This is a genomic window from Kovacikia sp. CALU 1929 (assembly GCF_056784235.1).
Genome location: NZ_JBXBCF010000007.1, coordinates 1 through 24,713, shown reverse-complemented (window position 1 = coordinate 24,713; position 24,713 = coordinate 1). Strand labels below are relative to the sequence as shown.

Here is a 24,713-nt window from a genome sequence, read left to right as displayed (position 1 = left end):
CTGGCAATTCATAACATCTCGAAAAAATGGACGATGCCGATTCGAGATTGGAAAGCAGCTTTAAATCGTTTTGCCATTGAATTTGAAGGGAGGTTTCCGATGTGATATTCCTCTCTTGACACAAACTACTTTACAAACTCCAACATATAGCTACAGAACGGCTTAGGACACTTTCGCTAGTCCCATCGCAACAAGGATTTACAGCCATTTTCACTTGTGTGAGCCATACTCACATTCATCCACACTCATACCCACCCACTCATCTACCCATCCACCGGCAACTGTGGTTTACTCATCTGAAAATCGCTGTAAGCTCCTCGTCCTGACAGATATCGCTACAGCTACATCTGCTCCGTTAATCTGTCCTCTATGGTATCTGTCCCGTATATATACGGGTGGATCCTCTCTCCCTTACATAACCTCAGTTTTTGCTGGGCGTGACTTAGGTGATTTAACGCTGGTCTGAGTGGCTTCCTTTTTGACATCCTGGAGCTATCGGGCATCTATCCAGTGGTTATGCGTCAAATCACAATTTTTCTATCCATCATCATGTTGATGATCGCTGCGGCAGAACCTGCGATCGCAACCAGAAAGGGAGTACCGGGACGCCGGGTGGGGGGTGGAACTCGCTGGACTGCACCTCGTATTCAACCAAAGTCCTCCCCTCAAACCAGGCTGAGTGCGTTAGCGTTTGCATCCAGAAATAATCTGCCGATCAACTTGAAGTTTAAGGCAATGTTTGGCTAGTAATCTGCCAAGCAGATTTTGAAGGGTTTGCAAACCTTCCAAAACCCCACAAATTGGTTTCTGGATTTAGCTTATCAGACAAAGTTCCTGGACTTAATCCCACGGCATTCTAGGTAAGCGATCTAAAGTAGCGACGTAACGTTCCTCGTTAAAAACTTTGTTCTCTTTAATCATGGTGTTCATTTCGTTTAGCAAAGCACAGGCAATCAGGCGCTTTGCTTCATCGGATGAGTGCCCTTCTGCAAGCAGGCGATCGTAGGTCTGCTTGGTTTCTGGGGGCGTTAAGTCTCGCAGTTGGTTTTCAACAACCTCCAGAATCGCGGCTCTTGCGCTAAGGTTTGGAGTAGGGTAGGAACCCTCTTTGGGAAAGAATTGCATTTTGGATCTTTCAGATATCGTGGATTTGCGTAACTAACGATCGCTCTGCTCCTCTGCCCTCCTTCTCCTCAGCCCCTCTAACAGCCAGGAACTACTTCTCCTAGCATCCGCTTGGCTATCCCTATCCTACCGACACGAGCGACTTGCTATTGATCAACACTCCCGGCTCTCGTTGTATGGGTAAAACATCCATCACATCCATTTGGGAGCAATATTTCAGGTCTTCATCGCAGCCCAGCCGCAGGAGACGTTTGCCATGACTGGCATGGCGCATCAGGTCGAGCAAATTATCCTGCCACTCTTGGTAGAGGGCGATCGCCCCTATCACTTCGTCATTTTCTGTTAAATCTTCCAGGGAACAACCCAGTTCTTTCTGTAGCTGGTGGGCGATCGCCCCGGCACAGACTGTATCTTCCAGGGAAAAGCTACCTTCCCAACCCGACCCAACAATCCACACGGTTTCTGGCTTGTGGTGAAGCAAATGTTGAACAACGGCTTGCCGGTTAATCAGGGCACCTGCCAATACTGTGGGCGCGGTCTGCACACACTGCAATGCCCGGGTACCATTCGTGGTGCTGATAAATAGGCGTTTGCCGCCAACCTTTTCGGGTGTGCAGTCGAGGGGAGAGTTGCCAAAATCAAACCCATCGACTTTGGAACCACCCCGTTCGCCTGCTCGAATCCGTTTATCCTGTGACCACCCTTCGCTAATTTGCAACAGTTGATCGAGGTCGCTAAAAACTTGAACCGCTTCAGCCCCAGCGGACAGGGCAGTCACAATCGTACTGGTAGCGCGGAGTACATCAATGGCGATCGCGCAATTTGCCACTGTGGTTTCTGGAGTCAGTTCAGGCGTATAAAAAACGGACAATTTCATAGGTAGGAAGGGTGCAAAGAATCAATTTTGAACCGTAGGCTGCAACCGGGCGATGCTAATATTCTGCAAACGCTTAACATTACTGAATCATACTTGAGAGCTTTGACCATTTTCTTAACAAAGCAGAATCTAAGCCGAGTTATCGTTGATTCCACCACTTCACCTGCCCACCGCAGGTAACGAGTTGAAATCTAAGATTGCTTTCCCTTCCGATTCCTCCTTAAAATACTGCAATTGGGAATCGATTCATAGACCAAATATTGATCATCATTGATCCGCCTGACCTGTTCGCCCCGGAGGACCCATGACCCATCGCCCCATCATCCTTGGTATCGTTGGCGACAGCGCTGCCGGTAAAACTACGTTGACGAAAGGAATTGCCCAATTTTTGGGTCCAGAAAATGTCACGGTTATCTGTACTGATGATTACCATCGCTACGATCGCAAGCAACGTGCCGAGTTGGGGATTACTGCGCTCCATCCAGACTGCAACCATCTGGATATCATGCAGCAGCATTTATCATTGCTCCGAACCGGGCAGCCTATTCTGAAACCAATTTATAGCCACAAGAGCGGGACGTTTGACGCTCCAGAATATATCAAGCCCAGCCAGTTTGTGATCGTTGAGGGGTTATTAGGGTACTCGACCCGTGCCGCCCGTGATTGCTATGACGTGAAAGTGTACCTGGCTCCCCCTGAATCGTTGAGAGCGAAGTGGAAGGTCAAGCGCGATACGCAAAAGCGTGGCTATACCGAGGAACAGGTATTAGCAGAAATGGCAAAGCGTGAACCCGATTCTGATCAATTTATCCGGCCTCAACGGCAGTGGGCAGACCTGGTAGTGTCCTTTTACCCACCTGAAGAGATTTCTGATGAGAACAACAGCCATCTGAATGTGCGCCTCATTCTCAGACCCAACATTCCCCACCCCGATTTAACTCAGGTGGTTTGTCCAAATTCTCAATACTCCAATGCCGCCATTCGGTTAGGGCTGGATCGGGATATGGGCAAGCCTGTGGATGTTCTAGAAATTGATGGTCATGCGACCAGCGATCAGGTTTCTGAGCTAGAGCACTTCATCTGTGGTGACATTCCCCACCTGTTAAATGTCTGTAATCGGGAGATGAACCCAGAGCTGGGTAAGGTCACTGGCACCACTGGGGAAACCCTCCAAAGCTATCCGCTGGCACTCACCCAGCTTCTGGTGGCGTTTCACATGCTAAAAGCGATGCAGGGGCACGTTTGAGGTGAGGGGTGGGGAGTTGTTAGTTGTTGGTTGTTAGAGGGTGGAAAGTCAGTCGTCGGTAGCTATTGGTCATTGGTCATTGTCAACTCCAAACTCTCAACCTTCAACTTCCATCCTTCATCCTTCATCCTTCCCAACGGAGAGGGGGGGATTCGAACCCCCGGTGCCTTTCGGCACGCTCGATTTCAAGTCGAGTGCATTCGACCACTCTGCCACCTCTCCAGGTATGTAAAATCAGGCATTTGATGGATTGAGCATCCTCATTGCTTGATTCTCATAGTCAAGCCATTGACTATGGCTTTAACTACTCTTCTGATTCTATAGGCATTTCAGGCAAAGTTGCTCTATCGAAAAAAACTGCTGACTTTATCTTCCTTTCTAGCCGCGTTTTCAGCTTCTATAGCCTTATCCCAATTATCGAATGGGGAATACCTCGATTCACCACTCTCGTTATCGAGAATGGCTATGCCTGTTTTCTGCTCCTTCCAGATGCCGAGGAGTTAGAATCCTTTGCTCAGTTGAAAGCTTGTGAAGTTGCATGGAAATTTATTTTTTATCACAATTTTAGCCCAAGTATAAATGAGACCTCTTCAAGCTGAAATGTGACCACATTGAACGTTTTGCGGCAACTCAGTATTGAGAGCTAACAGATAATTAGTCTAAGCAGCCTAACGGTTCAAATCAGCGGCGGCAAGTAACTTTAAACATCAACACCATAGATTGTCAACCGTCTGCTGCATTTGAATGGTTAGACACTTTCAACATGCTCCAGCAAACTTATAGACTTCAGATAAAACATTTTTGCCTTAATTGTTTTCCGCCTTAATTGTTAATTAAGCCATGCTTATCTAACATTTTCAATCTATAATTTCTCATCACCTCATATAAATAACTAGGTCTGAGCGAATACTCTTTCTTAAAAAAGATCATGACATTAAGATTGATAAGATAAGGAAACAACACTAACAGCAGAAAAGTCCAAGGTTCTAATTGTCCCCATCCATCTTGGATGATAAATTTTGTTGACCAACCAACTACAAATAGAACTAAAATTGCATAAACAATGAGTACAAAACGTGCAAATTCGCTGGCTAATGTATTGATCAATTTCTTGGTTTCAGTAATTTTTAATTGATCGGCTCTTTCTTGATGTTCTGTTTTAACGATAGTTCCTATTGTATATTGACTCTCAGCTATGGAGACATAAAAGTAATCTCCCCTATCAAGAGATAAATTGTGAATTAGCTCTCTTTCGTCATACAAACGTTGCGGTAGACGAAGCTCAAAAACGTAAATATTCTTCACTCTTTTCTTTAGAAAAATAATATATACATCTATTAAATATTCCTTCAAAACACCAGATACATCAAATATGCAATTCTCCTTAATAAGCTCGCCTAGCACATCATCTAATTCGTCGTAGATAATGCACTGAACATCAATCCTTTGTCCAGAAATTTCTAGATAGCGTAGTTGATCATATTTTTCAAGACTGATTGGCCTTCTATCCCATTTTTTGCTTTTTGGATCAACATATAGATATTCAGATATTTGTAAACACTCAAGCTGTTCTTTGATCTTGTCTTTCACAGCTACAAGGTCTTTCTCATTTTTTGACTTTTGTCCCCTATCTTTAACAATGCCTAAAAGGACTACTTTGGAAATACTAAAATGCTTTATACAATAACCAATAATGTTGATGTATAAATCAGGTCGATCAGAGGTAACAAAAATATACAACTCTCCAGTTTGTGAATTCATTTTTACTTTATCCCTTCAATCATATTCTTACCATAAAGCTTTGCCAGGTGAAGATTCCAAATTGCTTTGGGAAGATTCTCTGAAACACCACAACTCATAGTATTACCTGTTCTTGTAAAAAATCTACTTCTAACACCTTCTAAAAGTATTTCTTCTTCCAAGGAAGAATAACTTATTAAGATGTCATCACCACCCAAAATAATAATTTCAACACCTTTTGCTCTTAGAAACTCTCCTATTTCAGTCAAGGCAATTTGTATGTTTTTAGACAATTTAGATGCTTCCTCGATTTGTCCTTCTGTTAGTAGTATTTCTATAGTTGAGCCAATATTGTCTCCATCAAAAAAAGCGTACATTCCTTTTGTTTCCTTTTTGCTTTTATCTTTTACACCATTATGGCTCAGGAAATGTAAACGATTTTGAAATAAACTTGACGTAATTTTCTATTCTCTGGTGCTGCTGTCTAACTATTAAATCATTGGATTCTTTCCTGATAATACCCTTGATGAGAGGATTATCAGGACGTTTTCCATATATCTTCAAAAATCGAGCATTATCAGGATTCTTTCCGTATAACACTCTGTTAACGCTGTAATCACTGCTTTCGTTTGTATAAGGGCATTCCCCATCCTACCCACCATAGCCCGTCTCAATGGGATGCACCTGACTGAAACGAGCTACGGCTATATCAGGACGAATTCCGTATATTCTCGACGACGATGCGTGGGGCGATCGCAGTATTTTCAACCTGAAGCCTAAAATCTGATCCGATGCTTCAAAAAACACCTGGAACCATGGGTGGCTGGTTACCCTGCTTTTTGTAGAAGTCGCTCACTATCCCGGTTAAAGAATCGGGAAGGTAGAAATGCTTCCACATAGTGGAAAAAAAGTCTCCGGTTTCATAGGGTTACGCCAAAAAATAAGTTTATGGGCTGGTGGGTTGCTGGGTAGCGTCGAAGCAAATTTCCCTGCTATTCTCTTTGGCGCTGCTGAGGCAGCTATTTTAGTCCTTGTGTGCAGTCGCTTTTTAACAAACCATAATGTCCGGGATTGGTGATGTAAAGCGACTGTTGCTTTTGTTGGAGTCGTCCCCTTGAGTAGATAAAAAAAGTTGACAAAGAACCATGCCTATATTCTCAGATTGTGCCCCAAAGGCTGAACAAGTATTTGAGTACTCACCGCAGAACCCAGTATTTATAGGCGTTGCAGAAAACTAACGACTCAAATCACTTGCTGCTGGCTTTGTACTCAATTCAGCAATTCTGTATCAAACGCATCTGTCTATAATATAGAGTATAATTCTGTTTGCTCTGAACAAAGTTGAAAAATAATTACGATCGCTGCGTCTATTGTTATAAAATGCTAATTTAGATACAGAATTGATTATTGGCAAAAAAGTGCTAATTTAAATACAGAATTGAATTTCGGATTCTGCTGGGAGCTATCCCTAATCAGATGCTCCCAGCTTCCATAAAAAAACAATCAAACAAACGATTGAGTGTTCCCCTTCAAATCAGTTTTGAAGTCATTGTGAGGCAACTTTTGAGTACAGCTCTGATGACTTAGGATCTGGTTGAGAATACTTTGAAACACTGATTATATAAGCATTTGAGTTGAGTACAAGGAATACTACTCCCCTACTCAAAAAATACTCATACCCCCTACGAAAAATACTCGCACCCCAACCCTACAAAAAAATTGAGTGCCGACTCAGTTTAAGTTTGAGGGCTTGAGTACAGGCTAATGAATTCAATAACTCTTACCGGGGCTGGCTGAACCGGGCTGGTTTTGAGTGGCTGTTATAACTCTCACAACGCCAATCACTCAACTCTCTAAACCAGAAACACAAGCTCTTCCAACCAAACTCTTTCACCCAAACATAGAGATTTCGGTTTCTTGGTCAGAGATACGAAGAGAAGACGACGAAACTGCACCACTCTCTGTCCATAAAGTCGAAATGAAGTCGCTTTGCTACAGCATTAACAAGTCGCTCCCCAGTGGACGAAACAGAACTTTTAACCTGCATTGGTAGGTTGTCTAGCACCAGTGACTTCAACCGCCTTTTTAGAAGCATGGAGCAACCGTCTTTCTTGGTGGCGCTGTCCACTTACCCCTGCCGAAATTCAATGACACCACCACCTTCAGAACTGCTTTCCCCTCCGACATCACAGCCTGCTACTGATATCTTCATCACCAAAAATACGGTGACTCAGAAAGCGAGTGATAGCTGTGGTTGTAGCAGCAATACCAGTGCAGCCCCCAGCTTTGATCAAAAAATGCTCGATCGCATTTCAAAGCATCCCTGCTACAGCGAAGAAGCGCATCATCACTATGCCCGGATGCACGTTGCGGTCGCACCTGCTTGCAACATTCAATGCAACTTCTGCAATCGGAAGTATGACTGTGCGAATGAAAGCCGCCCTGGTGTGGTGAGTGAGTTGTTGACTCCCGAAGAAGCGGCGCACAAGGTGCTGGTGATTGCAGGCAAAATTCCTCAAATGACAGTATTAGGAATTGCGGGTCCTGGTGATCCGCTGGCAAATCCTGAAAAGACGTTTCGCACCTTTGAGTTAATTGCGGATAAAGCACCCGATATCAAGCTTTGCCTCTCTACCAATGGGCTGATGCTGCCGGATTACGTCGATCGCATCAAAGCCCTGAATGTGGATCACGTCACCATCACCATTAACATGGTAGACCCCGAAATTGGCACCAAAATCTATCCCTGGGTACACTACCGCCGCAAGCGCTATAAAGGGCTGGAAGCCGCACGGATTCTCCATGAACGGCAGATGGAAGGCTTGCAAGCACTCAAAGAAGCCGACATTCTCTGCAAAGTGAACTCAGTGATGATTCCCGGCATTAATGATGAGCACTTGGTCGAAGTCGATCACGAAATCCGCAAACGAGGTGCTTTTCTGCACAACATCATGCCGTTGATTTCGGCTCCAGAACACGGTACCCACTTTGGTCTAACCGGACAGCGCGGACCCACGCCTAAAGAGCTGAAGAAGCTGCAAGATGAGTGCGCCGACAGCAACATGAAAATGATGCGTCACTGCCGCCAATGCCGTGCAGATGCGGTCGGCTTACTGGGTGAAGACCGCAGCCAGGAATTTACCAAAGACAAGTTTATGGAGATGCCAGAACAGTACGATTTGGAACTGCGTCAGGAAGTTCATGCGGGCATTGAGCAATTCAAAGAAGAAATCAAGCTGGCAAAAGCCAAAGTTAAGCCCAGTGAGCGCATCAAGAACAGTCCCAAAATCCTGGTGGCAGTGGCAACCAAAGGCGGCGGGATTGTCAACCAGCACTTTGGACACGCCAAGGAATTCCAAATTTTTGAAGTGGATGCCAACGAAGCGAAATTTGTGGGGCATCGCAAGATTGACCAATACTGCCATGGCGGTTATGGCGAAGATGCCACGCTGGAGTATGTGATCAAAGCGATCGCAGATTGCAAAGCGGTTCTCGTTTCCAAAGTGGGTGAATGTCCCAAAGCAGAACTACGAGAAGCGGGACTGCAAGTGGTGGAAGCCTACGACGTGATTGAGAAGGTAGCAAGAGAGTTCTACGACCAGCACGTTCAACTACAAACCTCTACCTCTGTGGGAGTCAACCCATGAGCGCAGTCATTTATCTCGATAACAACGCGACGACCCAAGTTGATCCAGCCGTGGTGGAAACCATTCTGCCCTATCTCACAGAGCATTACGGCAATCCATCTTCTATGCACACCTTTGGTGGCAAGGTGGGAAAGGCTTTGAAGCAGGCACGAGTTCAGGTTGCCTCCCTGCTAGGGGCTGAAGAGTCTGAAATCATCTTCACTAGTTGTGGGACAGAAGGCAACAACACTGCCATCCGTGCCGCGATCGCGGCTCAACCCGATCGCAAACACCTGATCACCACCCAAGTTGAACACGCCTGTGTCTTAAACCTGTTCAAACAGCTCGAAAAACAGGGCTACACCGTCACATACCTTTCGGTAGACCGTCAGGGTCAATTAGACCTGATGGAGCTAGAAGCGGCGATTACGGGCAATACAGCACTGGTTTCCATGATGTATGCCAACAATGAAACGGGTACGGTGTTCCCAGTCGAGCAAGCAGGCGCGATCGCAAAAGAATACGGAGCGACTTTTCATGTGGATGCGGTGCAGGTTGCTGGAAAGTTGCCCCTGGACATGAAAAGCAGCACCATCGATTTGATGACCATCTCCGGGCACAAACTGCACGCTCCTAAAGGGGTCGGTGCCCTGTTTGTCAGAAGGGGCTTCCGCTTCCGTCCCCTGCTGATTGGTGGACATCAGGAACGAGGACGCAGAGCCGGAACGGAGAATGTGGCTGGCATTGTTGGTTTGGGCAAAGCCGCAGAACTGGCGCAACTCCATCTTGCTGATGGGGCAACTGAGAAAAAACTCCGTGACCGATTAGAGAAAGGATTGTTAGCGATTTCTCATACGGAAATCAATGGCGATCGCAAACATCGCTTGCCCAACACCACCAACATCGGCTTCAAATACATCGAAGGCGAGGCAATCCTACTCTCTTTAGATCAATACGGCATCTGTGCCTCCTCCGGTTCCGCCTGTACCTCCGGCTCTTTAGAACCGTCGCATGTTCTACGAGCGATGGGCTTGCCTTATACCATTCTGCATGGCTCTATCCGATTTAGCCTTTCTCGCTACACAACCGACGCGGATGTCGATCGTGTCCTGGAAGTCATGCCTGGGATTGTCGAACGCCTCCGTGCGCTTTCACCATTTAACAATGACCAAGCTGAATGGCTGCAAGACCGTGAAGAAGCATTGGTAGGCAAAGCCTAAGTTTTGAGTTTTGAGCTTGGAAATTAACTCAGCACTCAACACTCTTAACTCAACACTCCTCACTCCTTACTCATAACTGGTAACCGCCATGTGGGACTACACCGAGAAAGTACTAGACCTGTTCTATAACCCCAAGAATCAAGGCGCGATCGACGATCTAAAGGAATCTGATATTGCTGTGGTCTTTGGTGAAGTGGGCAGTATTGCGTGTGGTGATGCGCTAAGACTGCACCTCAAGATTGATGTTCCAACAGACAAAATTTTGGATGCTCGGTTTCAAACCTTTGGCTGCACCAGCGCGATCGCCTCTTCCTCAGCCCTGACCGAAATCATCAAAGGCATCACCCTGGATGAAGCATTGAATGTGAGTAATCGGGACATTGCCAATTACTTAGGCGGCTTGCCAGAAGAAAAGATGCACTGTTCCGTGATGGGGCAGGAAGCATTGGAAGCGGCAATTTACAAATACCGTGGCATTGAAATTGACCATCACGATGATGATGATGGCGCACTGCTCTGTAGTTGCTTTGGTGTGAGTGAAAACAGAATCCGCCGCATTGTCATTGAAAATAATTTGACTACGGTAGAGCAGGTTACCAGTTACGTCAAAGCAGGTGGTGGTTGTAGCACCTGTGCGGTAGAAATTGAGGATCTGATCGCAACCATCCAGCAGGAGAAAGAACTGACGGTTGCCAGAGTGGCGGCAGAAATTGCAGCGACTCAAGCCCAGAAGCGTCCCCTCACAACGGTTCAAAAAATCAGCCTGATTCAAGCTGTGCTGCAAGATGTGCGCCCGATCTTAATTGCTGATGGTGGCGATGTCGAACTCTACGACGTAGAAGGTGATGTGGTCAAAGTGTTGCTGAAAGGTGCCTGTGGCTCCTGTGAAAGCAGCACCGCGACGCTCAAAAACGCGATCGAAGTGCGGTTACGAGAACGTGTTTTACCCAACCTGGTGGTTGAAGCAGTGACATGACCCCAAAAATCTTTAAGGTTTCCCCCGTTGGGAGATCGCCCCCAACTGCGATCGATTCCAACTCCCTAACCCAGTCATCTACCCTATTCCATCAAATTCCTGATGATGGCTGGTTACTAAGCACCCACCCCTTATCACTCCAAAGGAGATCATTCCATGACTGACGAAAGCATTAGACAGATAGCCTTCTATGGCAAAGGTGGAATTGGCAAATCCACCACCTCACAAAACACGATCGCAGGTATGGCTGAACTGGGTCAGCGCGTCATGATCGTTGGTTGCGACCCCAAAGCTGACTCCACTCGCTTGATGCTGCACAGCAAAGCCCAAACCAGCGTTTTGCAACTCGCTGCTGAACGTGGTGCAGTTGAAGATGTAGAACTGCAAGAAGTGTTGTTGACCGGTTATCGCGATGTCCTTTGCGTGGAGTCCGGTGGTCCTGAACCCGGTGTGGGTTGCGCGGGGCGAGGCATCATCACTGCCATCAACTTCCTGGAAGAAGAAGGTGCCTATGAAAACCTCGACTTCGTATCCTACGACGTATTGGGCGACGTGGTTTGCGGCGGTTTCGCCATGCCCATCCGGGAAGGCAAAGCCCAAGAAATCTACATCGTCACCTCCGGTGAAATGATGGCAATGTATGCCGCTAACAACATTGCTAGAGGCGTTCTCAAATACGCTCACTCTGGCGGCGTCCGTTTAGGTGGTTTGATTTGCAACAGCCGTAAATGCGATCGAGAACTCGAACTGATCGAAACCCTGGCGAAGCGGCTCAATACCCAAATGTTGCACTTCGTTCCTCGCGATAACATCGTTCAACACGCTGAATTGCGTCGCATGACGGTGATTGAATATGCACCTGATAGCCAACAGGCAGCAGAGTATCGCACTCTCGCTAAAAAGATCGTTGACAACAAGAATCTCACCATCCCGACCCCAATCACCATGGATGAACTGGAAGATCTGTTGGTCGAATTTGGCATCCTGGGCGGCGAAGAAGAGTACGAAAAGGCAATCAAAGAAGGCACCAAGGCTCCTGCTGGCGTTGCCTAATTGTGCAGTGAGGTGATGGCGTGGTGGGTGGATGGGATGTTCACCCTCCCACTCCCCCACGCTCCCACTCCCCCACGCTCCACTCCCCCACTCCATCCTTTACCTAGTGAGGCAGATATGACCCCTCCCGAATCCGCTACTCTCGACGCGCTCGCCCCTACAGAAGACGCGATCGCTCCCAATGAAGAACTCACAACCGCTGATAAAAAAGCCCTGATCAAAGAAGTTCTGGAAGTCTATCCTGACAAAGCCAAGAAAAAACGGGAAAAGCACCTGAGCGTGTTTGAAGAAGGCAAATCTGATTGCGGTGTGAAGTCCAACATCAAATCTGTTCCCGGGTCCATGACCACTCGTGGCTGTGCCTATGCCGGATCAAAAGGTGTAGTCTGGGGACCCATCAAGGACATGATCCACATCAGTCATGGTCCTGTGGGCTGCGGCTACTACTCCTGGTCAGGTCGCCGCAACTATTATATCGGCACTACCGGCATTGATTCCTTTGGCACGATGGATTTCACCTCCGACTTCCAAGAACGAGACATTGTCTTTGGCGGTGACAAAAAACTTGCCAAATTGATTACCGAATTGGATGAACTATTTCCCCTCAACCGAGGCGTTTCTATTCAATCAGAATGTCCGGTTGGTTTAATTGGAGATGACATTGAAGCCGTTGCCAAAAAAGCTTCCAAAGAGATCGGCAAAACGGTGGTGCCGGTTCGTTGCGAAGGCTTCCGGGGTGTTTCCCAATCCCTCGGACACCACATCGCCAACGATGCTGTGCGCGACTGGGTATTTCCGCAATACGACAAGGCAAAGAAAGCGGGTAACGTTCCTGATGGGACTGAATATGATGTTGCCATCATCGGTGACTACAACATCGGTGGTGATGCTTGGTCCAGCCGAATCCTCTTAGAAGAAATTGGCTTGCGGGTCGTGGCTCAATGGTCAGGGGATGGCACTCTGCACGAAATGATCCACACGCCATCCGTGAAGTTGAACCTGGTGCACTGCTATCGATCGATGAACTATATCTGCCGCCATATGGAAGAAACCTACGGGACTCCCTGGCTGGAATACAACTTCTTCGGTCCAACACAGATTGCGGAGTCGTTGAGAGCGATCGCCGCTAAATTCGACGAAACCATCCAGGCTAAAGCGGAAGAAGTGATTGCCAAGTACGAAGCTCAAACCCAGGCAGTGATTGCCAAATACCGTCCTCGCTTAGAGGGCAAAACCGTTGCTCTGATGGTCGGGGGTCTGCGTCCTCGCCACGTTGTTCCTGCTTTCTACGATTTAGGTATGAAACTCATCGGCACAGGCTATGAGTTTGGACACAATGACGACTACAAACGCACCACGCAATACATCGAAGACGGCACGCTGATCTATGACGATGTTTCTGCCTATGAGTTTGAGGAATTCATTAAAGAACTGAAGCCCGACCTGGTAGCTTCTGGCATCAAAGAGAAGTATGTCTTCCAAAAAATGGCGCTTCCCTTCCGTCAGATGCACTCCTGGGACTACTCCGGTCCTTACCACGGTTACGACGGCTTTGCCATCTTCGCCCGCGATATGGATCTTGCCCTCAACAGCCCCACCTGGAGCCTGATTGGTGCGCCGTGGAAAAAAGATTAGTCATTTGTTCTTGATCATTTGTCCTTTGCATTGCCATTCGCTTTAAGGACAAATGATCAAGCACTCATCACCAATACAAGTGACCAATGACGAATGACCAATGACAAACAGGAGAAACCATCATGGCTCAGAACAATATCGATAACATCAAAGACCACGCTGAATTATTTCACCAGGACGAGTATCAGCAACTGTTTGCTGCAAAGAAAGAGTTTGAAGGCGGACATGATCCCGACTTAGTGGCTCAAACGGCTGAGTGGACGAAAACCTGGGAATACCGGGAGAAAAACTTTGCCCGAGAAGCACTAACTGTTAACCCTGCAAAAGCCTGTCAGCCCCTCGGTGCTATCCTTGCAGCCGTTGGATTTGAAGGCACCTTACCCTTCGTGCATGGTTCTCAAGGATGCGTGTCATACTTTCGATCGCACTTTACCCGCCACTTTAAAGAACCTTTCTCGGCGGTTTCCTCCTCCATGACCGAAGATGCTGCCGTCTTCGGTGGACAAAACAACTTGATTGACGGTTTGGCAAATAGCTACAACCTCTATAAGCCCAAAATGATTGCCGTCTGCACCACCTGCATGGCGGAAGTGATTGGAGATGACCTGCAAGCCTTCATCACCAACGCCAAGACTGCTGGGTCAGTGCCGCAAGAGTTCCCGGTGCCCTATGCCCACACGCCTAGCTTTGTCGGTTCCCACATTACGGGCTACGACAACATGATCAAGGGCATTCTGACCAACTTGACCAAAGACCAGAAAGCAGAAACGAGCAACGGCAAGATCAACTTCATTCCTGGCTTTGAAACCTACATTGGCAACTTGCGAGAAATCAAGCGAATTGCGTCTCTGGTCGGTGTGGATTACACCCTGCTGGCAGATAACTCCGATTATTTGGATTCACCCAATGATGGGCACTACCACATATATCAAGGGGGCACTACCCTGGAAGATGCAGCGGATTCTATTAATGCCAAAGCGACGATCGCCTTTCAGGCATACTCCACAGTCAAAACCCGTGAGTACATCGAAAAAGATTGGCAGCAGCCTACGTCGGTGGTTCGTCCTGTGGGCATTCGTGGCACCGATGAGTTCCTGATCAAGCTCTCGGCATTGACTGGCAAACCCATTCCCAAAGAACTGGAAGATGAGCGGGGTCGCGCAGTGGATGCCTTAACGGATTCCCAGGCATGGCTGCACGGTAAGAAAGTGGCGCTATATGGCGATCCTGACCTGGTGATCGGACTGGTGCAATTCCTTCTGGAAATTGGTGCAGAACCCGTTCACATCCTCGTCAGCAACAGCAACAATGATTTTGAAGCTGAACTGCGGGCACTGTTGGATTCCAGTCCCTTTGGTGCAGGCGCAACCATCTGGGGTGGTAAGGATCTGTGGCATCTGCGATCGCTCCTTTTCACTGAACCTGTGGATCTGTTGATCGGTAACTCCTACGGTAAATACCTGTGGCGTGATACCAAGACTCCTCTAGTGCGGATTGGCTACCCCATCTTCGATCGCCACCACCTGCACCGCTACAGCACCTACGGCTATCAGGGTGCCATCAATCTACTCAACTGGATCGTGAACACCCTGCTGGATGAACTCGATCGCAACACCATTATCCCCGCGAAAACCGACATCTCCTATGACCTGATTCGCTGAACAACTTCCTCCCTCTTACGGGCGGGTTTATGAATTCACACATCCGTCGAGTCGATCGCCTAAATAAACCCGCCCTTCCCTCAACCCCTATCCTGCTATGGCTACTCTCACTCCTCCAAACCAGCCGACTTCTACTCTCTCTCGCACAGATATTCTCACTCCCATTCGTCACTGGATCGATCGCATTGATGTTCGTTCCCCACGCCTCGCCCACTTAATTTGCACACTCGTTCCCTGTACCTGTCCCTTTGCACATAAGTTCACCCTGTTTGGGTACGGTTTCCACACGCCCCCACTGTGTGAACTCAATCCCTTCTACAACGAATTCGTCTTTCTCCGGTTTCGTGCCCTCAGCTATCTCTCAGAGGTTTGCGGCGAGAACGTTGAAAAGTACATCTGCTAAACCGTTAGACCTCCGATTTCTTTAAGAAATCGGAGGTCTGAGAAACCCACTCCCCACTCCCCTTCCTCCCATGAAACTCACTCAAGGCAAAATCAACGAACTTCTGAGCGAGTCCGCCTGTGAACATAACCACAAGAAAGAAGGCAAAGGTAAAAACAAGTCCTGCACCCAGGTCGCCCAGCCGGGAGCCGCTCAGGGAGGCTGTGCCTTTGATGGCGCGATGATTGCCCTGGTGCCCATTACAGATGCGGCTCATTTGGTTCATGGACCGATCGCCTGTGCGGGAAATTCCTGGGGTGCTCGGGGCAGCCTCTCTTCCGGTTCCACGCTCTACAAGATGGGCTTCACCACTGACCTGAACGAAAACGATATCATCTTTGGCGGCGAGAAAAAGCTCTACAAGGCAATTCTGGAAGTCAACGAGCGCTACAGTCCGGCAGCAGTATTTGTTTACTCCACCTGCGTTACAGCCTTAATCGGTGATGATCTGGATGCGGTTTGTCAGAAAGCGGCTGAGAAAATAGGAACCCCGGTCATTCCTGTCCATTCTCCCGGTTTCATTGGCAGTAAGAACCTGGGTAATCGAGTCGGCGGTGAAAGCTTGCTGGAGTATGTGGTGGGTACTCGTGAGCCAGAAATCACCACACCTTACGACATCAACTTGATTGGTGAATACAACATTGCGGGTGAACTGTGGGGTGTATTGCCGTTGTTCAAGAAATTAGGAATTCGCGTCCTGGCACAAATCACGGGTGATGGACGTTACAACGATATTGCCTGCTCCCATCGCGCCAAGCTCAACGTGATGATTTGCTCCAAAGCGTTGATCAACATGGCACGCAAGATGGACGAACGCTACGGCATTCCCTACATTGAAGAATCTTTCTACGGTGTGGCTGATATGAACCGCTGTTTGCGGAACATCGCCGCCAAGATTGGGGATGCCAATCTACAACAGCGGGTTGAACAATTAATCGCAGAAGAAACCAGCAAGTTAGACACGGCTTTAGCACCCTATCGAGCACGGCTAAAAGGCAAGCGTGTCGTGCTTTACACAGGCGGAGTGAAAAGTTGGTCGATCATCTCTGCGGCAAAAGATCTAGGGATGGAAGTATGCGCTACCAGCACCAAAAAAAGCACCGAAGAAGACAAAGCTCGCATCAAGGAATTGTTGGGTCAAGACGGCATCATGATGGAAAAAGGCAATGCCCAGGAACTCCTGCGGGTGATTGCTCAGACCAAAGCGGACATGCTGATTGCGGGTGGGCGCAATCAATACACTGCCCTCAAAGCAAAAATTCCCTTTCTCGATATTAATCAGGAACGGCATCATCCCTATGCAGGCTATATCGGCATGGTGGAAATGGCACGGGAGCTAGAAGAAGCCTTGTACAGCCCAGTCTGGGCACAAGTTCGCAAACCAGCCCCTTGGGAACCGGAGGTGATCTAATGGCAACCATCACAACACCAAGAAAGTCTGTTGCAGTCAATCCACTCAAGCAAAGCCAACCGTTGGGAGCAGCACTAGCCTTTCTTGGCTTAAAGGGCATCATGCCTCTGTTCCACGGCTCACAAGGCTGTACTGCCTTTGCCAAGGTCATGCTGGTGCGTCACTTTCGGGAAGCCATTCCGCTATCGACCACAGCCATGACGGAAGTGAGTACGATTTTGGGTGGTGAAGAGAATGTGGAACAAGCTATCCTCACGCTGGTGGAAAAGTCGAAACCAGCCATTATTGGGCTTTGCACCACGGGCTTAACCGAGACGCGCGGTGACGATATGGCAGGCATTCTGAAAAATATTCGCCAGCGCCATCCCGAACTCCACGACTTACCGATAGTCTTCGTCTCTACACCCGACTTTAGAGGTGCATTACAGGATGGATTTGCGGCAACAGTGGAAAGCATCGTCAAAGAGTTGCCCCGATCTGGTGAAACCCGTCCCAACCAAATCACGCTGCTCGTCAGTTCAGCCTTTGCCCCAGGGGATGTACAGGAAATTAAGGAGATTGTCGCAGCCTTTGGCTTGACCGCGATCGCCGTTCCCGACTTGTCACTCTCACTGGATGGGCACCTGGACGACTCGTACAGCACCGTGACCAATGGCGGCACCACCTTAGCCGAACTGCGGGAAGTTGGCAGTTCCGTTTACACCCTGGCGCTGGGGGAAAGTATGCGAAGTGCAGCGGTTGCATTAGAGTCCCAGTTCGACATTCCCTACGAAGTGTTTCCCAGCCTCAGCAACCTGGATGCGATCGACAGTTTTCTAGAAGGACTGGCAGACCTGAGTGGATCACCTGTTCCGGCTAAATACCGTCGCCAGCGGGCGCAACTGCAAGATGCCATGCTGGATACCCACTTCTTCTTTGGGCGCAAGCAGGTGTCCCTGGCAATGGAACCCGATCTGCTCTGGTCAACGATTCACTTTTTGCAAAGCATGGGTGCTGAGATTCAGGCAGCCGTTACCACAACTAAGTCTCCCTTACTGGAGAGTCTGCCTATGGAAACGGTGACGATCGGGGATTTAGAAGACTTTGAGCAACTGGCGGCTGGATCTGATCTGTTGATTGGAAATTCCAATGTCGCCACAATTGCGCGTCGTCTCCACCTTCCCCTTTACCGGATGGGCTTTCCCATCTTCGATCGCTTGGGCAATGGTCAACGCTGCACGGTCAGCTATCGCGGCATGATGCAACTGCTGTTTGACCTGGGTAATTTGTTTTTGGAACAGGAGGAAACCCACGCGAAGCACTGAGAAGTTTTGAGTTTTGAGTGGCAATTACCTGTAGGGGTGGGTTTAGCAAGTCGATTGTTTGTCTTACGCTAACGCAAAAACAAAACCCACCCCTACAAACAGACAACATGAGGAGGAATTCCAATGAAAATAGCCTTCACGACTGGCGACAACATTCACATCAATGCTCACTTTGGCTCAGCAAAGAAGATTGATGTTTACGAAGTGGATCAAACCCGGTATGAATTTGTTGAAACGCTGCGGTTTGATGGAAACCTCAATGAAGATGGCAACGAGGATAAGCTACTACCCAAAATTAAAGCACTTCACGATTGCACGATCGTCTACGTTTCAACCATTGGCGGTAGTGCTGCGGCACGCTTGATTAAACAAAAAATTACCCCCATCAAAGCCCAGTCCGAAGAACAAGAAATCACTGATGTTTTGACCAAACTGGTGCAAACCTTGAACGGCAATCCCCCACCCTGGCTCAGAAAAGCGCTCCTCCAACGTAGCCCCGCTCTCGATGAACTCGATCAACTGGATGACATTAAGGAAGAAGTAACCGTATGACAACCACCAACGTACCCACTCCTACTGAAACAACGATCAGTCCCTTTTTGAAAGCGATCACCCAACAAATTCGCGCCAATGATGCCTACGGCACCTACCGCAACTGGTCCGATGAACTCCTGCTGAAGCCCTATGTGGTTACTAAAGCGCAAAAGCGCGCAATCTCGGTAGAGGGTGAGGTAGACCCAATTACCAAAGGGCGGATTCTGGCATTTTATCGGGCGATCGCCCACCGCATTGAAGCAGAAACCGGGCTGCTCTGCCAGGTTGTGATTGATTTGAGCCATGAAGGGTTTGGCTGGGCACTGGTCTTTTCTGGTCGGTTGCTGGTGGTTTCCAAAACCCTGCGTGATGCTCAGCGGTTTGGGTTTGATTCGCTGGAAAAGCTAGAAGCGGAAGGCTCAAAAATCATCGAATCCGGTATCAAATTGGCAAATCGCTTCCCCGAAGTCGGCAGGCTTTAGTAATTAACACTAAGACCTCCGAGGTCTCTAAGACCTCGGAGGTCTGAATAGGAGGTTTCATGGTTCAAACAACCGAAAGCACAACCATTGAGGAACTCAAAACCCAAATTAAGCGCTTAAACAGCAAAGCCGGACAAATGAAAATGGATCTTCACGATCTGGCAGAAGGCTTACCCACCGACTATGAACACTTGATCGACGCTGCCACCAAGACTTACCAGGTCTATCAGCAGATTAATGACCTTAAGACCCAGCTAAAACAATTGGAGCAAAAAGCATGAGTGGAACCTTAGCTGAATTTAAGCAACTGGTAAATACCGAAGAGTACCTTGAATTCTTCAAGCTTCCCTACGATCCCCAGTTCGTCAATGTGAATCGGCTGCATATTCTGCAAAAGTTCTCTTCTTTCATCAAAACCATTGATTTAGAAACTTCAGACTTGAGTGAACCAGAGAAGCTTGAACGGTATAAAGCCGCTCTCCAGAAGGCATACGATACCTTCATCACCTCTTCGCCACTCAACGAAAAGCTGTTTAAGGTGTTCAACGACAAACCTCAAAATGTGGTTTTGCTCTCAGAGATTGGCTCTGATTAATGCCGTTTACTCAAAACCCTAAATTTGATTGAGGAGAACCCAACGTGCAAATTTTGACCCCGATTGAACTAGAGCGTTATCGTCGCCAAATAATGTTGCCTGGGTTTGGTGAAGAGTCACAGCAACGGTTAAAGGACGCAACAGTGCTGGTGACTGGAGTCGGTGGCTTAGGGGCAACGGCAGCACTTTATCTGGCAGTAGCTGGAGTCGGTCGGTTGATTCTCCTGCGCGGTGGTGAACTGCGGTTGGATGACATGAACCGTCAGATTTTGATGACCCACGACTGGGTCGGCAAACCGCGAGTATTCAAGGCGAAAGAGACGCTGGAGGCAATCAACCCAGACGTGCAAGTTGATGCCATCTGTGAGTATGTGACACCTAAAAACGTAGATACGCTGGTGCAAAAGGCTGATATCGTTCTGGACTGCGCCCACAATTTCATTGAGCGAGATTTGCTGAACGCTGCCTGTGTGCGATGGGGAAAACCGATGGTGGAAGCGGCAATGAGTGATATGGAAGCGTATCTGACCACGATCGTTCCCGGTTTAACGCCCTGTCTCTCTTGCATTTTCCCTGAGAAGCCCGATTGGGATAAGCGTGGTTTTGGCGTGTTGGGAGCGGTTTCGGGAACGCTGGCGTGTCTCACGGCATTGGAAGCCATTAAGCTGATTACAGGCTTGGGCACTCCATTGCTGTCTCAACTGCTGACGATGGATTTGAACCACGCCGAGTTTGCCAAACGTCATCCTTACCACGATCCCAATTGTCCTGTGTGTGGTGAGAAAAGCCGCCGGCTTGAAGGTACAGCAATGGAGGAAGAGCAATGCTGGTCTCGCTCATAGCGCTAGCGATCGCCCTGCTCCCACCCTCACATTTAGCGAGAGCATTCCTGACGTATTGACCATTCCATCAACATTAGAACCTAATCAAGGAGAACCCAAAATGACCGTTATTCTCACTGAAAAAGCAGAATTTCGCCTGCGTGCGTTCTTGCAGGGCAGTGCTGACCCTTCGTCTGAAAAAGGCATTCGGGTTGGGGTGAATGATGGGGGCTGTAATGGCTATGAATACACCATTGATATCGCCAGTGCTCCCCGTCCAGACGATTTAATCGAGCAGCAAGGCAAAGTTCGCGTTTACATCGATCCCAAAAGTGCGCCCCTGCTACAAGGTGTCGTGATTGATTTTCTCGAAGGCTTGATGGAAAGCGGTTTCAAGTTCAGCAACCCTAATGCGACCGATACCTGCGGCTGCGGTAAATCCTTTCAGGCTGGTGACTGCACCCCTACGGCTGTGCCGTGCAGTTAAAGGAGTGATTAGTTTTGAGTTTTGAGTTTTGAATGAATAATCTGCTCATGACTTGAAGCGGAAATTTAATTTGAATTTCGAGGAGATGATTATGACGACCTATCAAGTACATTTAATCAACAAAAAACGGGAGATCGACCTCACACTTCCGGTTGAAGACACGACAACGATTCTGGATGCTGCCGAGGAGCAGGGGTTGGAATTACCGTTTTCTTGCCAATCTGGGTCTTGCTCCAGTTGTGTAGGCAAGGTAGTCGAAGGTGAGATAGATCAATCGGAACAAGTGTTTCTCGATGACGAGCAAACGGCAAAAGGCTTTGTTCTCCTGTGTGTTGCCTATCCCCGCTCCGATTGCACAATCCGCACCCACCAGGAAGCCTATCTGGTTTAGACCTCTCGTGAGGAAACAACATCTTTGCCATCCTACTTGCTGATGTTTGGAGGACTTATTCAATGTTGACAACTGGGTTTACAGTTCAAGGGGCTTCGTTGAAACTATTGCGATCGCAGGAGCACGGTGTAATCACCCGCATCCATAGCTTGCATGACGCAACCACTCAGAAGCTGAGGTCATTAGGGCTAACTCTAGGGCGATCTATCACTGTAGAACAGCGATCGCCGCGTTTCATTGTTCGGATTGGCAACCAGCGCCATGTATTGAATGAAGCGGCACTGAACGCTATCTATGTCCGCATTGTTGAACGTTAAGGAGAACACACACCATGTCAACACTTACAGGACTGACTTTTGGCGGTAAAGCCTGGACTCCCAGGTTTCTACAAGCGATCAATTTGGATCGATGTATCGGCTGCGGTAGATGCCTCAAAACCTGCGGGCGTGGGGTGATGGCATTACGCGCGCTAAATGAAGAAGGCGAGTTTGTAGACGGTGATGATGAAGATGAAGAGTTTGAACGTAAGGTAATGACGATCGCCAATGCTAGCAATTGCGTTGGTTGCGAAGCCTGTGCGAGAGTCTGTCCTAAAAATTGCCAAACTCACGTTGAATTAGCACTGGCTTGAGTATGACTCAATCTACTCACTCCCACCTTTCTGGAGAACATTGGGCAAGGTACTATCAGGCAGTGGAAGGTCGTCCACCCCGTGAAACACTACTGAAAGCATTGGAAAACTTTGATGCAGAGTATTTGCCTGATTTACCTCATTTAGCTGTCGATCTCGGTTGTGGGGATGGACGAGATACGGTGGAATTATTGCGTCGAGGCTGGCATGTTTTAGCGGTAGATGGACAACAGCAAGCCTTTGATTGCCTGCTCAATCGTTCCGATCTGAACCAGGATTTGCTGCAAACTCAACTGAGGCGCTTTGAAGCGTTGACCTTGCCTTCTGGTGTTGATCTCATCAATGCCAGCTTTTGTCTCCCCTTTTGTCCACCCGATAGTTTTCCAAACTTATGGCAAACGATCGTAACTTCATTAAAGATCGGTGGACGCTTTTGCGGACAGTTGTTTGGCGATCGCGACTCTTGGATCATTTATCCCAACCGAACCCATCACACGCGCCAACAAGTTGAAGTACTTCTAGAACCTTTTGAGATCGAGTGGCTAGACGAAGAAGATCATCCAGGTGTAACCGCGATCGGTGAGGAAAAACACTGGCATATTTTTCACATTGTCGCTCGTAAAAAAGTTTGACGGAAGCGATCTGCAACTTCTTCAGATTAAGACCTCCGATTTTTTCAAGAAATGGGAGGTCTTTTCCCCATCTATTTTTTAGTCGATCGCTACAATCACATCACTGGCTTTAACAACGGCATAGGCTTCTTTACCAACGCTTAAACTTAGCTTTTCGGCTGAAGCTTTCGTGATGATTGAGGTGATTTCAACCCCGGTGGCGATTTCCAAAACGACTTCTGTGTTTACAGCACCAACTTCAATTGATTTGACTATTCCTTTAAGGGCATTACGCGCACTGATTTGCATATTCGGTTCCCTGTTCAATCTTGCTTAACTAGATAAAGCTATCTTACTCCTGTTCTACCAAATCTTTGACTAAGATAAACATCACATCATCGATTTCGCTACCACCCTACCAACTAATCATTCAGACTAATCGTTCAAAATAAATACTTGAACCCCTACCTAAAAATACCTGTCCCTTACCCCATAGTGAATCTTAAATTCTTACCAAGCATGACTTTTGGGAACCGAGTACACCCTCAATAGTTATCAATCAGTGTTACTGAATTCTACTCAGTTCGCACGATATGGTACAACCAAAGTTGGCAATAAAGACTGTTTTCATAGACTCCGACGACTCGATCGCTCTCACCGGCTAAAAAATGACTGGCTTGTGATACAGAAGACACGGAAGCAAGCAGCGCATCTACACTGCCCCAATCTGGTCGTTTTGATCAATGGCTTACCGTTAGTGGTGATTCAAGGCATCCATGTAACCGATACGAACTTTTCACTCGGCGATGCCTATGGACAACTCCAGACGTACAAACGTCAATTACCAACCTTGTTGAACTACACATGCTGGTCATTACAGATGGTAAACAGGCACGAGTTAGTCCATTGACCTCACGTTCAGCATTATCCACCCTACCCACCCCATTCAACATGCTAACGGAAACCCATCTAGTTCAGGAATTCACAAGACTGGCTGAGCGCAGCCATCCTCAAGCTGGAACGTTATTGCAGCAGTGTCATCTCAAATTGGTTACAGCGCACTGGGGGCAACCGCCCCACCGCTTAGATTACATTGCCATTTATTGTCCTGATGCACTATTTCAGGCTGTTTCTGCCCAAAAAACAGCGTTCAGAACCATCTCCCGCTATATGGGGCTGGCAGAACCCATCTGCATGAATGCCACTCGCCTACTGCGTGATCCAAAGTCGAAATTGAAACAAGCCGCGCCCCGTTTCTGGTTAGAACTGCATCGACTCTTACCCACTCAAGCCCCTGATAGCGACAGGAAATAATATGGCAACCATTCTCTTTTACGAAAAACCAGGCTGCATCAATAACACCAAACAAAAAGCGTTGCTCAAAGCCGCAGGACATGAGGTACAGGCACATAATCTACTCACCGAAACCTGGACAGCCGAACATCTCCGTCTTTTTTTTGGCACACTCCCCGTTGCCGACTGGTTCAATCGCTCGGCACCAGCCGTCAAAGCAGGCGATGTGATCCCTGAAAACGTAGACGCGAAAACTGCCTTATGGCTGATGGTACAAAATCCGCTGCTGATTCGTCGTCCGCTGATCCAGGTGGGCGATCGCCGATCGGTTGGCTTTGATGTAGCCACCATTGATGCCTGGATTGGTCTGCAACCAATAAATATAGCCCAACAAACAACCAGCGATGCTCTTAAGAAACTGTTTGTAAATAGATATGAAGTAAATGGTGATCAGGAGACGGAAAGAGCGATACCTAAGTCATTCATCTACCTGCGCTTGAGAGCATGAGTCAACCATTTTATGACAGTGACTTGACCGACGAGGAATGGCAA

30 protein-coding genes and 1 tRNA gene are annotated in these 24,713 nt (G+C 48.0%); 25 read left to right on the top strand and 6 right to left on the bottom strand.

From position 1 onward, the window contains the following. Positions 1 to 516 precede the first annotated feature (516 nt). Positions 517 to 747, top strand: a complete 231-nt coding sequence (locus tag AC1S52_RS00600; protein ID WP_482027101.1) for a hypothetical protein — start codon at positions 517 to 519, stop codon at positions 745 to 747. Between the two features lie 93 nt (positions 748 to 840). Here AC1S52_RS00600 and AC1S52_RS00595 read toward each other — a convergent pair whose 3' ends face one another. After that, the gene (locus tag AC1S52_RS00595) at positions 841 to 1,125 is read right to left on the bottom strand and encodes a hypothetical protein (RefSeq protein WP_482027100.1); all 285 of its coding nucleotides are present in this window, start codon (positions 1,123 to 1,125) and stop codon (positions 841 to 843) included. Between the two features lie 121 nt (positions 1,126 to 1,246). Continuing rightward, the gene (locus AC1S52_RS00590) at positions 1,247 to 2,002 is read right to left on the bottom strand and encodes a 2-phosphosulfolactate phosphatase family protein (protein ID WP_482027099.1); all 756 of its coding nucleotides are present in this window, start codon (positions 2,000 to 2,002) and stop codon (positions 1,247 to 1,249) included. 304 nt (positions 2,003 to 2,306) lie between these two features. Between AC1S52_RS00590 and AC1S52_RS00585 the strand changes: the two genes are divergently transcribed. Beyond that, the gene (locus tag AC1S52_RS00585) at positions 2,307 to 3,248 is read left to right on the top strand and encodes a phosphoribulokinase (protein ID WP_482027098.1); all 942 of its coding nucleotides are present in this window, start codon (positions 2,307 to 2,309) and stop codon (positions 3,246 to 3,248) included. Positions 3,249 to 3,385: 137 nt separating this feature from the next. Here AC1S52_RS00585 and AC1S52_RS00580 read toward each other — a convergent pair. Further along, positions 3,386 to 3,470: transfer RNA gene (locus tag AC1S52_RS00580), tRNA-Ser, on the bottom strand. Positions 3,471 to 3,511: 41 nt separating this feature from the next. Between AC1S52_RS00580 and AC1S52_RS00575 the strand changes: the two genes are divergently transcribed. Next, positions 3,512 to 3,847: a hypothetical protein gene (locus tag AC1S52_RS00575; protein WP_482027097.1), complete on the top strand. Its 336-nt coding sequence runs from the start codon at positions 3,512 to 3,514 to the stop codon at positions 3,845 to 3,847. A gap of 223 nt (positions 3,848 to 4,070) precedes the next feature. On the opposite strand, the gene AC1S52_RS00570 is transcribed toward AC1S52_RS00575, so the two are convergent. Beyond that, positions 4,071 to 5,009, bottom strand: a complete 939-nt coding sequence (locus tag AC1S52_RS00570) for a hypothetical protein (protein WP_482027096.1) — start codon at positions 5,007 to 5,009, stop codon at positions 4,071 to 4,073. Between the two features lie 2 nt (positions 5,010 to 5,011). Then, positions 5,012 to 5,365: a mCpol domain-containing protein gene (locus tag AC1S52_RS00565; RefSeq protein WP_482027094.1), complete on the bottom strand. Its 354-nt coding sequence runs from the start codon at positions 5,363 to 5,365 to the stop codon at positions 5,012 to 5,014. A gap of 1,770 nt (positions 5,366 to 7,135) precedes the next feature. On the opposite strand from AC1S52_RS00565, the gene nifB reads away from it, so the two are divergent. The 19 genes from nifB (at position 7,136) to AC1S52_RS00470 (ending at position 22,889) form a co-directional block, all read left to right on the top strand. Next, positions 7,136 to 8,635 (top strand): nitrogenase cofactor biosynthesis protein NifB, encoded by a 1,500-nt coding sequence (gene nifB / locus AC1S52_RS00560; RefSeq protein WP_482027092.1) that lies wholly within the window; start codon positions 7,136 to 7,138, stop codon positions 8,633 to 8,635. Then, positions 8,632 to 9,834, top strand: a complete 1,203-nt coding sequence (gene nifS, locus AC1S52_RS00555) for a cysteine desulfurase NifS (protein ID WP_482027091.1) — start codon at positions 8,632 to 8,634, stop codon at positions 9,832 to 9,834. Before nifB ends, nifS begins: the two co-directional genes overlap by 4 nt. A gap of 88 nt (positions 9,835 to 9,922) precedes the next feature. Further along, positions 9,923 to 10,810 (top strand): Fe-S cluster assembly protein NifU, encoded by an 888-nt coding sequence (gene nifU, locus AC1S52_RS00550; protein ID WP_482027090.1) that lies wholly within the window; start codon positions 9,923 to 9,925, stop codon positions 10,808 to 10,810. Positions 10,811 to 10,966: 156 nt separating this feature from the next. Then, positions 10,967 to 11,863, top strand: coding sequence for a nitrogenase iron protein (gene nifH / locus AC1S52_RS00545; RefSeq protein ID WP_482027089.1), 897 nt, complete (start codon positions 10,967 to 10,969; stop codon positions 11,861 to 11,863). Between the two features lie 15 nt (positions 11,864 to 11,878). Further along, on the top strand, positions 11,879 to 13,498 hold the full coding sequence (gene nifD, locus AC1S52_RS00540; RefSeq protein ID WP_482027088.1) for a nitrogenase molybdenum-iron protein alpha chain: 1,620 nt from the start codon (positions 11,879 to 11,881) through the stop codon (positions 13,496 to 13,498). Positions 13,499 to 13,620: 122 nt separating this feature from the next. After that, complete coding sequence (gene nifK / locus AC1S52_RS00535; RefSeq protein ID WP_482027087.1) at positions 13,621 to 15,159, top strand: nitrogenase molybdenum-iron protein subunit beta; 1,539 nt, start codon at positions 13,621 to 13,623, stop codon at positions 15,157 to 15,159. Between the two features lie 97 nt (positions 15,160 to 15,256). After that, the gene (locus AC1S52_RS00530; RefSeq protein WP_482027086.1) at positions 15,257 to 15,562 is read left to right on the top strand and encodes a Mo-dependent nitrogenase C-terminal domain-containing protein; all 306 of its coding nucleotides are present in this window, start codon (positions 15,257 to 15,259) and stop codon (positions 15,560 to 15,562) included. A 70-nt stretch (positions 15,563 to 15,632) separates the two neighbouring features. Continuing rightward, complete coding sequence (nifE, locus tag AC1S52_RS00525; protein ID WP_482027085.1) at positions 15,633 to 17,012, top strand: nitrogenase iron-molybdenum cofactor biosynthesis protein NifE; 1,380 nt, start codon at positions 15,633 to 15,635, stop codon at positions 17,010 to 17,012. Then, positions 17,012 to 18,316 carry a nitrogenase iron-molybdenum cofactor biosynthesis protein NifN gene (gene nifN / locus AC1S52_RS00520; RefSeq protein WP_482027084.1) on the top strand — a complete coding sequence of 435 codons (1,305 nt, stop codon included), beginning with the start codon at positions 17,012 to 17,014 and terminating at the stop codon, positions 18,314 to 18,316. The genes nifE and nifN overlap by 1 nt, the downstream gene beginning before the upstream one ends. 123 nt (positions 18,317 to 18,439) lie before the next feature. Beyond that, positions 18,440 to 18,868, top strand: coding sequence for a nitrogen fixation protein NifX (gene nifX / locus AC1S52_RS00515; protein WP_482027083.1), 429 nt, complete (start codon positions 18,440 to 18,442; stop codon positions 18,866 to 18,868). Then, positions 18,865 to 19,332 (top strand): NifX-associated nitrogen fixation protein, encoded by a 468-nt coding sequence (locus tag AC1S52_RS00510; protein ID WP_482027082.1) that lies wholly within the window; start codon positions 18,865 to 18,867, stop codon positions 19,330 to 19,332. Before nifX ends, AC1S52_RS00510 begins: the two co-directional genes overlap by 4 nt. A 59-nt stretch (positions 19,333 to 19,391) precedes the next feature. Next, positions 19,392 to 19,613: a CCE_0567 family metalloprotein gene (locus AC1S52_RS00505; protein ID WP_482027081.1), complete on the top strand. Its 222-nt coding sequence runs from the start codon at positions 19,392 to 19,394 to the stop codon at positions 19,611 to 19,613. Continuing rightward, entirely contained in the window at positions 19,610 to 19,927 is a 318-nt protein-coding gene (gene nifW, locus AC1S52_RS00500; RefSeq protein WP_482027080.1) for a nitrogenase-stabilizing/protective protein NifW, read from the top strand. The genes AC1S52_RS00505 and nifW overlap by 4 nt, the downstream gene beginning before the upstream one ends. A gap of 44 nt (positions 19,928 to 19,971) precedes the next feature. Further along, positions 19,972 to 20,769 carry a HesA/MoeB/ThiF family protein gene (locus tag AC1S52_RS00495; protein ID WP_482027079.1) on the top strand — a complete coding sequence of 266 codons (798 nt, stop codon included), beginning with the start codon at positions 19,972 to 19,974 and terminating at the stop codon, positions 20,767 to 20,769. A 100-nt stretch (positions 20,770 to 20,869) separates the two neighbouring features. Further along, the gene (locus AC1S52_RS00490) at positions 20,870 to 21,235 is read left to right on the top strand and encodes an iron-sulfur cluster assembly accessory protein (protein WP_482027078.1); all 366 of its coding nucleotides are present in this window, start codon (positions 20,870 to 20,872) and stop codon (positions 21,233 to 21,235) included. A 91-nt stretch (positions 21,236 to 21,326) separates the two neighbouring features. Then, the gene (locus tag AC1S52_RS00485; RefSeq protein ID WP_482027077.1) at positions 21,327 to 21,626 is read left to right on the top strand and encodes a 2Fe-2S iron-sulfur cluster-binding protein; all 300 of its coding nucleotides are present in this window, start codon (positions 21,327 to 21,329) and stop codon (positions 21,624 to 21,626) included. A 62-nt stretch (positions 21,627 to 21,688) separates the two neighbouring features. Next, a complete protein-coding gene (locus tag AC1S52_RS00480; RefSeq protein ID WP_482027076.1) occupies positions 21,689 to 21,943 on the top strand; it encodes a FeoA family protein in 255 nt (84 codons plus the stop codon). 14 nt (positions 21,944 to 21,957) lie between these two features. Further along, complete coding sequence (gene fdxB / locus AC1S52_RS00475; protein WP_482027075.1) at positions 21,958 to 22,257, top strand: ferredoxin III, nif-specific; 300 nt, start codon at positions 21,958 to 21,960, stop codon at positions 22,255 to 22,257. A 2-nt stretch (positions 22,258 to 22,259) separates the two neighbouring features. Then, positions 22,260 to 22,889, top strand: coding sequence for a class I SAM-dependent methyltransferase (locus AC1S52_RS00470; protein WP_482027074.1), 630 nt, complete (start codon positions 22,260 to 22,262; stop codon positions 22,887 to 22,889). Between the two features lie 78 nt (positions 22,890 to 22,967). Here the strand turns inward: AC1S52_RS00470 and AC1S52_RS00465 are convergent, their stop codons facing one another. Continuing rightward, positions 22,968 to 23,177, bottom strand: a complete 210-nt coding sequence (locus tag AC1S52_RS00465) for a TOBE domain-containing protein (protein WP_482027073.1) — start codon at positions 23,175 to 23,177, stop codon at positions 22,968 to 22,970. Positions 23,178 to 23,430: 253 nt separating this feature from the next. Here AC1S52_RS00465 and AC1S52_RS00460 point away from each other — a divergent pair, with 253 nt between their 5' ends. From AC1S52_RS00460 to AC1S52_RS00450, 3 genes are read left to right on the top strand one after another with little or no spacing between them, the layout of a single operon-like run. Further along, positions 23,431 to 23,778, top strand: a complete 348-nt coding sequence (locus AC1S52_RS00460; RefSeq protein ID WP_482027072.1) for a type I restriction endonuclease — start codon at positions 23,431 to 23,433, stop codon at positions 23,776 to 23,778. Beyond that, entirely contained in the window at positions 23,733 to 24,182 is a 450-nt protein-coding gene (locus AC1S52_RS00455; protein WP_482027071.1) for a hypothetical protein, read from the top strand. Before AC1S52_RS00460 ends, AC1S52_RS00455 begins: the two co-directional genes overlap by 46 nt. Before the next feature lies 1 nt (position 24,183). Beyond that, positions 24,184 to 24,669 carry an ArsC/Spx/MgsR family protein gene (locus AC1S52_RS00450; protein WP_482027070.1) on the top strand — a complete coding sequence of 162 codons (486 nt, stop codon included), beginning with the start codon at positions 24,184 to 24,186 and terminating at the stop codon, positions 24,667 to 24,669. Positions 24,670 to 24,713 lie beyond the last annotated feature (44 nt).

Excerpts from the sequence above, each read along its gene's own strand:
- AC1S52_RS00510 (WP_482027082.1), top strand. The coding sequence starts at position 18,865 with ATGACAACCACCAACGTACCCACTCCTACTGAAACAACGATCAGTCCC.
- AC1S52_RS00455 (WP_482027071.1), top strand. The coding sequence starts at position 23,733 with ATGCTGGTCATTACAGATGGTAAACAGGCACGAGTTAGTCCATTGACC.
- nifE (WP_482027085.1), top strand. The coding sequence starts at position 15,633 with ATGAAACTCACTCAAGGCAAAATCAACGAACTTCTGAGCGAGTCCGCC.
- nifH (WP_482027089.1), top strand. The coding sequence starts at position 10,967 with ATGACTGACGAAAGCATTAGACAGATAGCCTTCTATGGCAAAGGTGGA.
- AC1S52_RS00505 (WP_482027081.1), top strand. The coding sequence starts at position 19,392 with ATGGTTCAAACAACCGAAAGCACAACCATTGAGGAACTCAAAACCCAA.
- AC1S52_RS00470 (WP_482027074.1), top strand. The coding sequence starts at position 22,260 with ATGACTCAATCTACTCACTCCCACCTTTCTGGAGAACATTGGGCAAGG.
- nifS (WP_482027091.1), top strand. The coding sequence starts at position 8,632 with ATGAGCGCAGTCATTTATCTCGATAACAACGCGACGACCCAAGTTGAT.
- nifW (WP_482027080.1), top strand. The coding sequence starts at position 19,610 with ATGAGTGGAACCTTAGCTGAATTTAAGCAACTGGTAAATACCGAAGAG.
- AC1S52_RS00585 (WP_482027098.1), top strand. The coding sequence starts at position 2,307 with ATGACCCATCGCCCCATCATCCTTGGTATCGTTGGCGACAGCGCTGCC.
- AC1S52_RS00465 (WP_482027073.1), bottom strand. The coding sequence starts at position 23,177 with ATGCAAATCAGTGCGCGTAATGCCCTTAAAGGAATAGTCAAATCAATT.
- AC1S52_RS00570 (WP_482027096.1), bottom strand. The coding sequence starts at position 5,009 with ATGAATTCACAAACTGGAGAGTTGTATATTTTTGTTACCTCTGATCGA.
- AC1S52_RS00590 (WP_482027099.1), bottom strand. The coding sequence starts at position 2,002 with ATGAAATTGTCCGTTTTTTATACGCCTGAACTGACTCCAGAAACCACA.
- nifU (WP_482027090.1), top strand. The coding sequence starts at position 9,923 with ATGTGGGACTACACCGAGAAAGTACTAGACCTGTTCTATAACCCCAAG.
- AC1S52_RS00600 (WP_482027101.1), top strand. The coding sequence starts at position 517 with ATGCGTCAAATCACAATTTTTCTATCCATCATCATGTTGATGATCGCT.
- AC1S52_RS00485 (WP_482027077.1), top strand. The coding sequence starts at position 21,327 with ATGACGACCTATCAAGTACATTTAATCAACAAAAAACGGGAGATCGAC.
- nifN (WP_482027084.1), top strand. The coding sequence starts at position 17,012 with ATGGCAACCATCACAACACCAAGAAAGTCTGTTGCAGTCAATCCACTC.
- AC1S52_RS00565 (WP_482027094.1), bottom strand. The coding sequence starts at position 5,365 with ATGTACGCTTTTTTTGATGGAGACAATATTGGCTCAACTATAGAAATA.
- AC1S52_RS00490 (WP_482027078.1), top strand. The coding sequence starts at position 20,870 with ATGACCGTTATTCTCACTGAAAAAGCAGAATTTCGCCTGCGTGCGTTC.
- AC1S52_RS00450 (WP_482027070.1), top strand. The coding sequence starts at position 24,184 with ATGGCAACCATTCTCTTTTACGAAAAACCAGGCTGCATCAATAACACC.
- AC1S52_RS00530 (WP_482027086.1), top strand. The coding sequence starts at position 15,257 with ATGGCTACTCTCACTCCTCCAAACCAGCCGACTTCTACTCTCTCTCGC.
- nifX (WP_482027083.1), top strand. The coding sequence starts at position 18,440 with ATGAAAATAGCCTTCACGACTGGCGACAACATTCACATCAATGCTCAC.
- nifB (WP_482027092.1), top strand. The coding sequence starts at position 7,136 with ATGACACCACCACCTTCAGAACTGCTTTCCCCTCCGACATCACAGCCT.
- nifD (WP_482027088.1), top strand. The coding sequence starts at position 11,879 with ATGGCGTGGTGGGTGGATGGGATGTTCACCCTCCCACTCCCCCACGCT.
- nifK (WP_482027087.1), top strand. The coding sequence starts at position 13,621 with ATGGCTCAGAACAATATCGATAACATCAAAGACCACGCTGAATTATTT.
- AC1S52_RS00480 (WP_482027076.1), top strand. The coding sequence starts at position 21,689 with ATGTTGACAACTGGGTTTACAGTTCAAGGGGCTTCGTTGAAACTATTG.
- fdxB (WP_482027075.1), top strand. The coding sequence starts at position 21,958 with ATGTCAACACTTACAGGACTGACTTTTGGCGGTAAAGCCTGGACTCCC.
- AC1S52_RS00595 (WP_482027100.1), bottom strand. The coding sequence starts at position 1,125 with ATGCAATTCTTTCCCAAAGAGGGTTCCTACCCTACTCCAAACCTTAGC.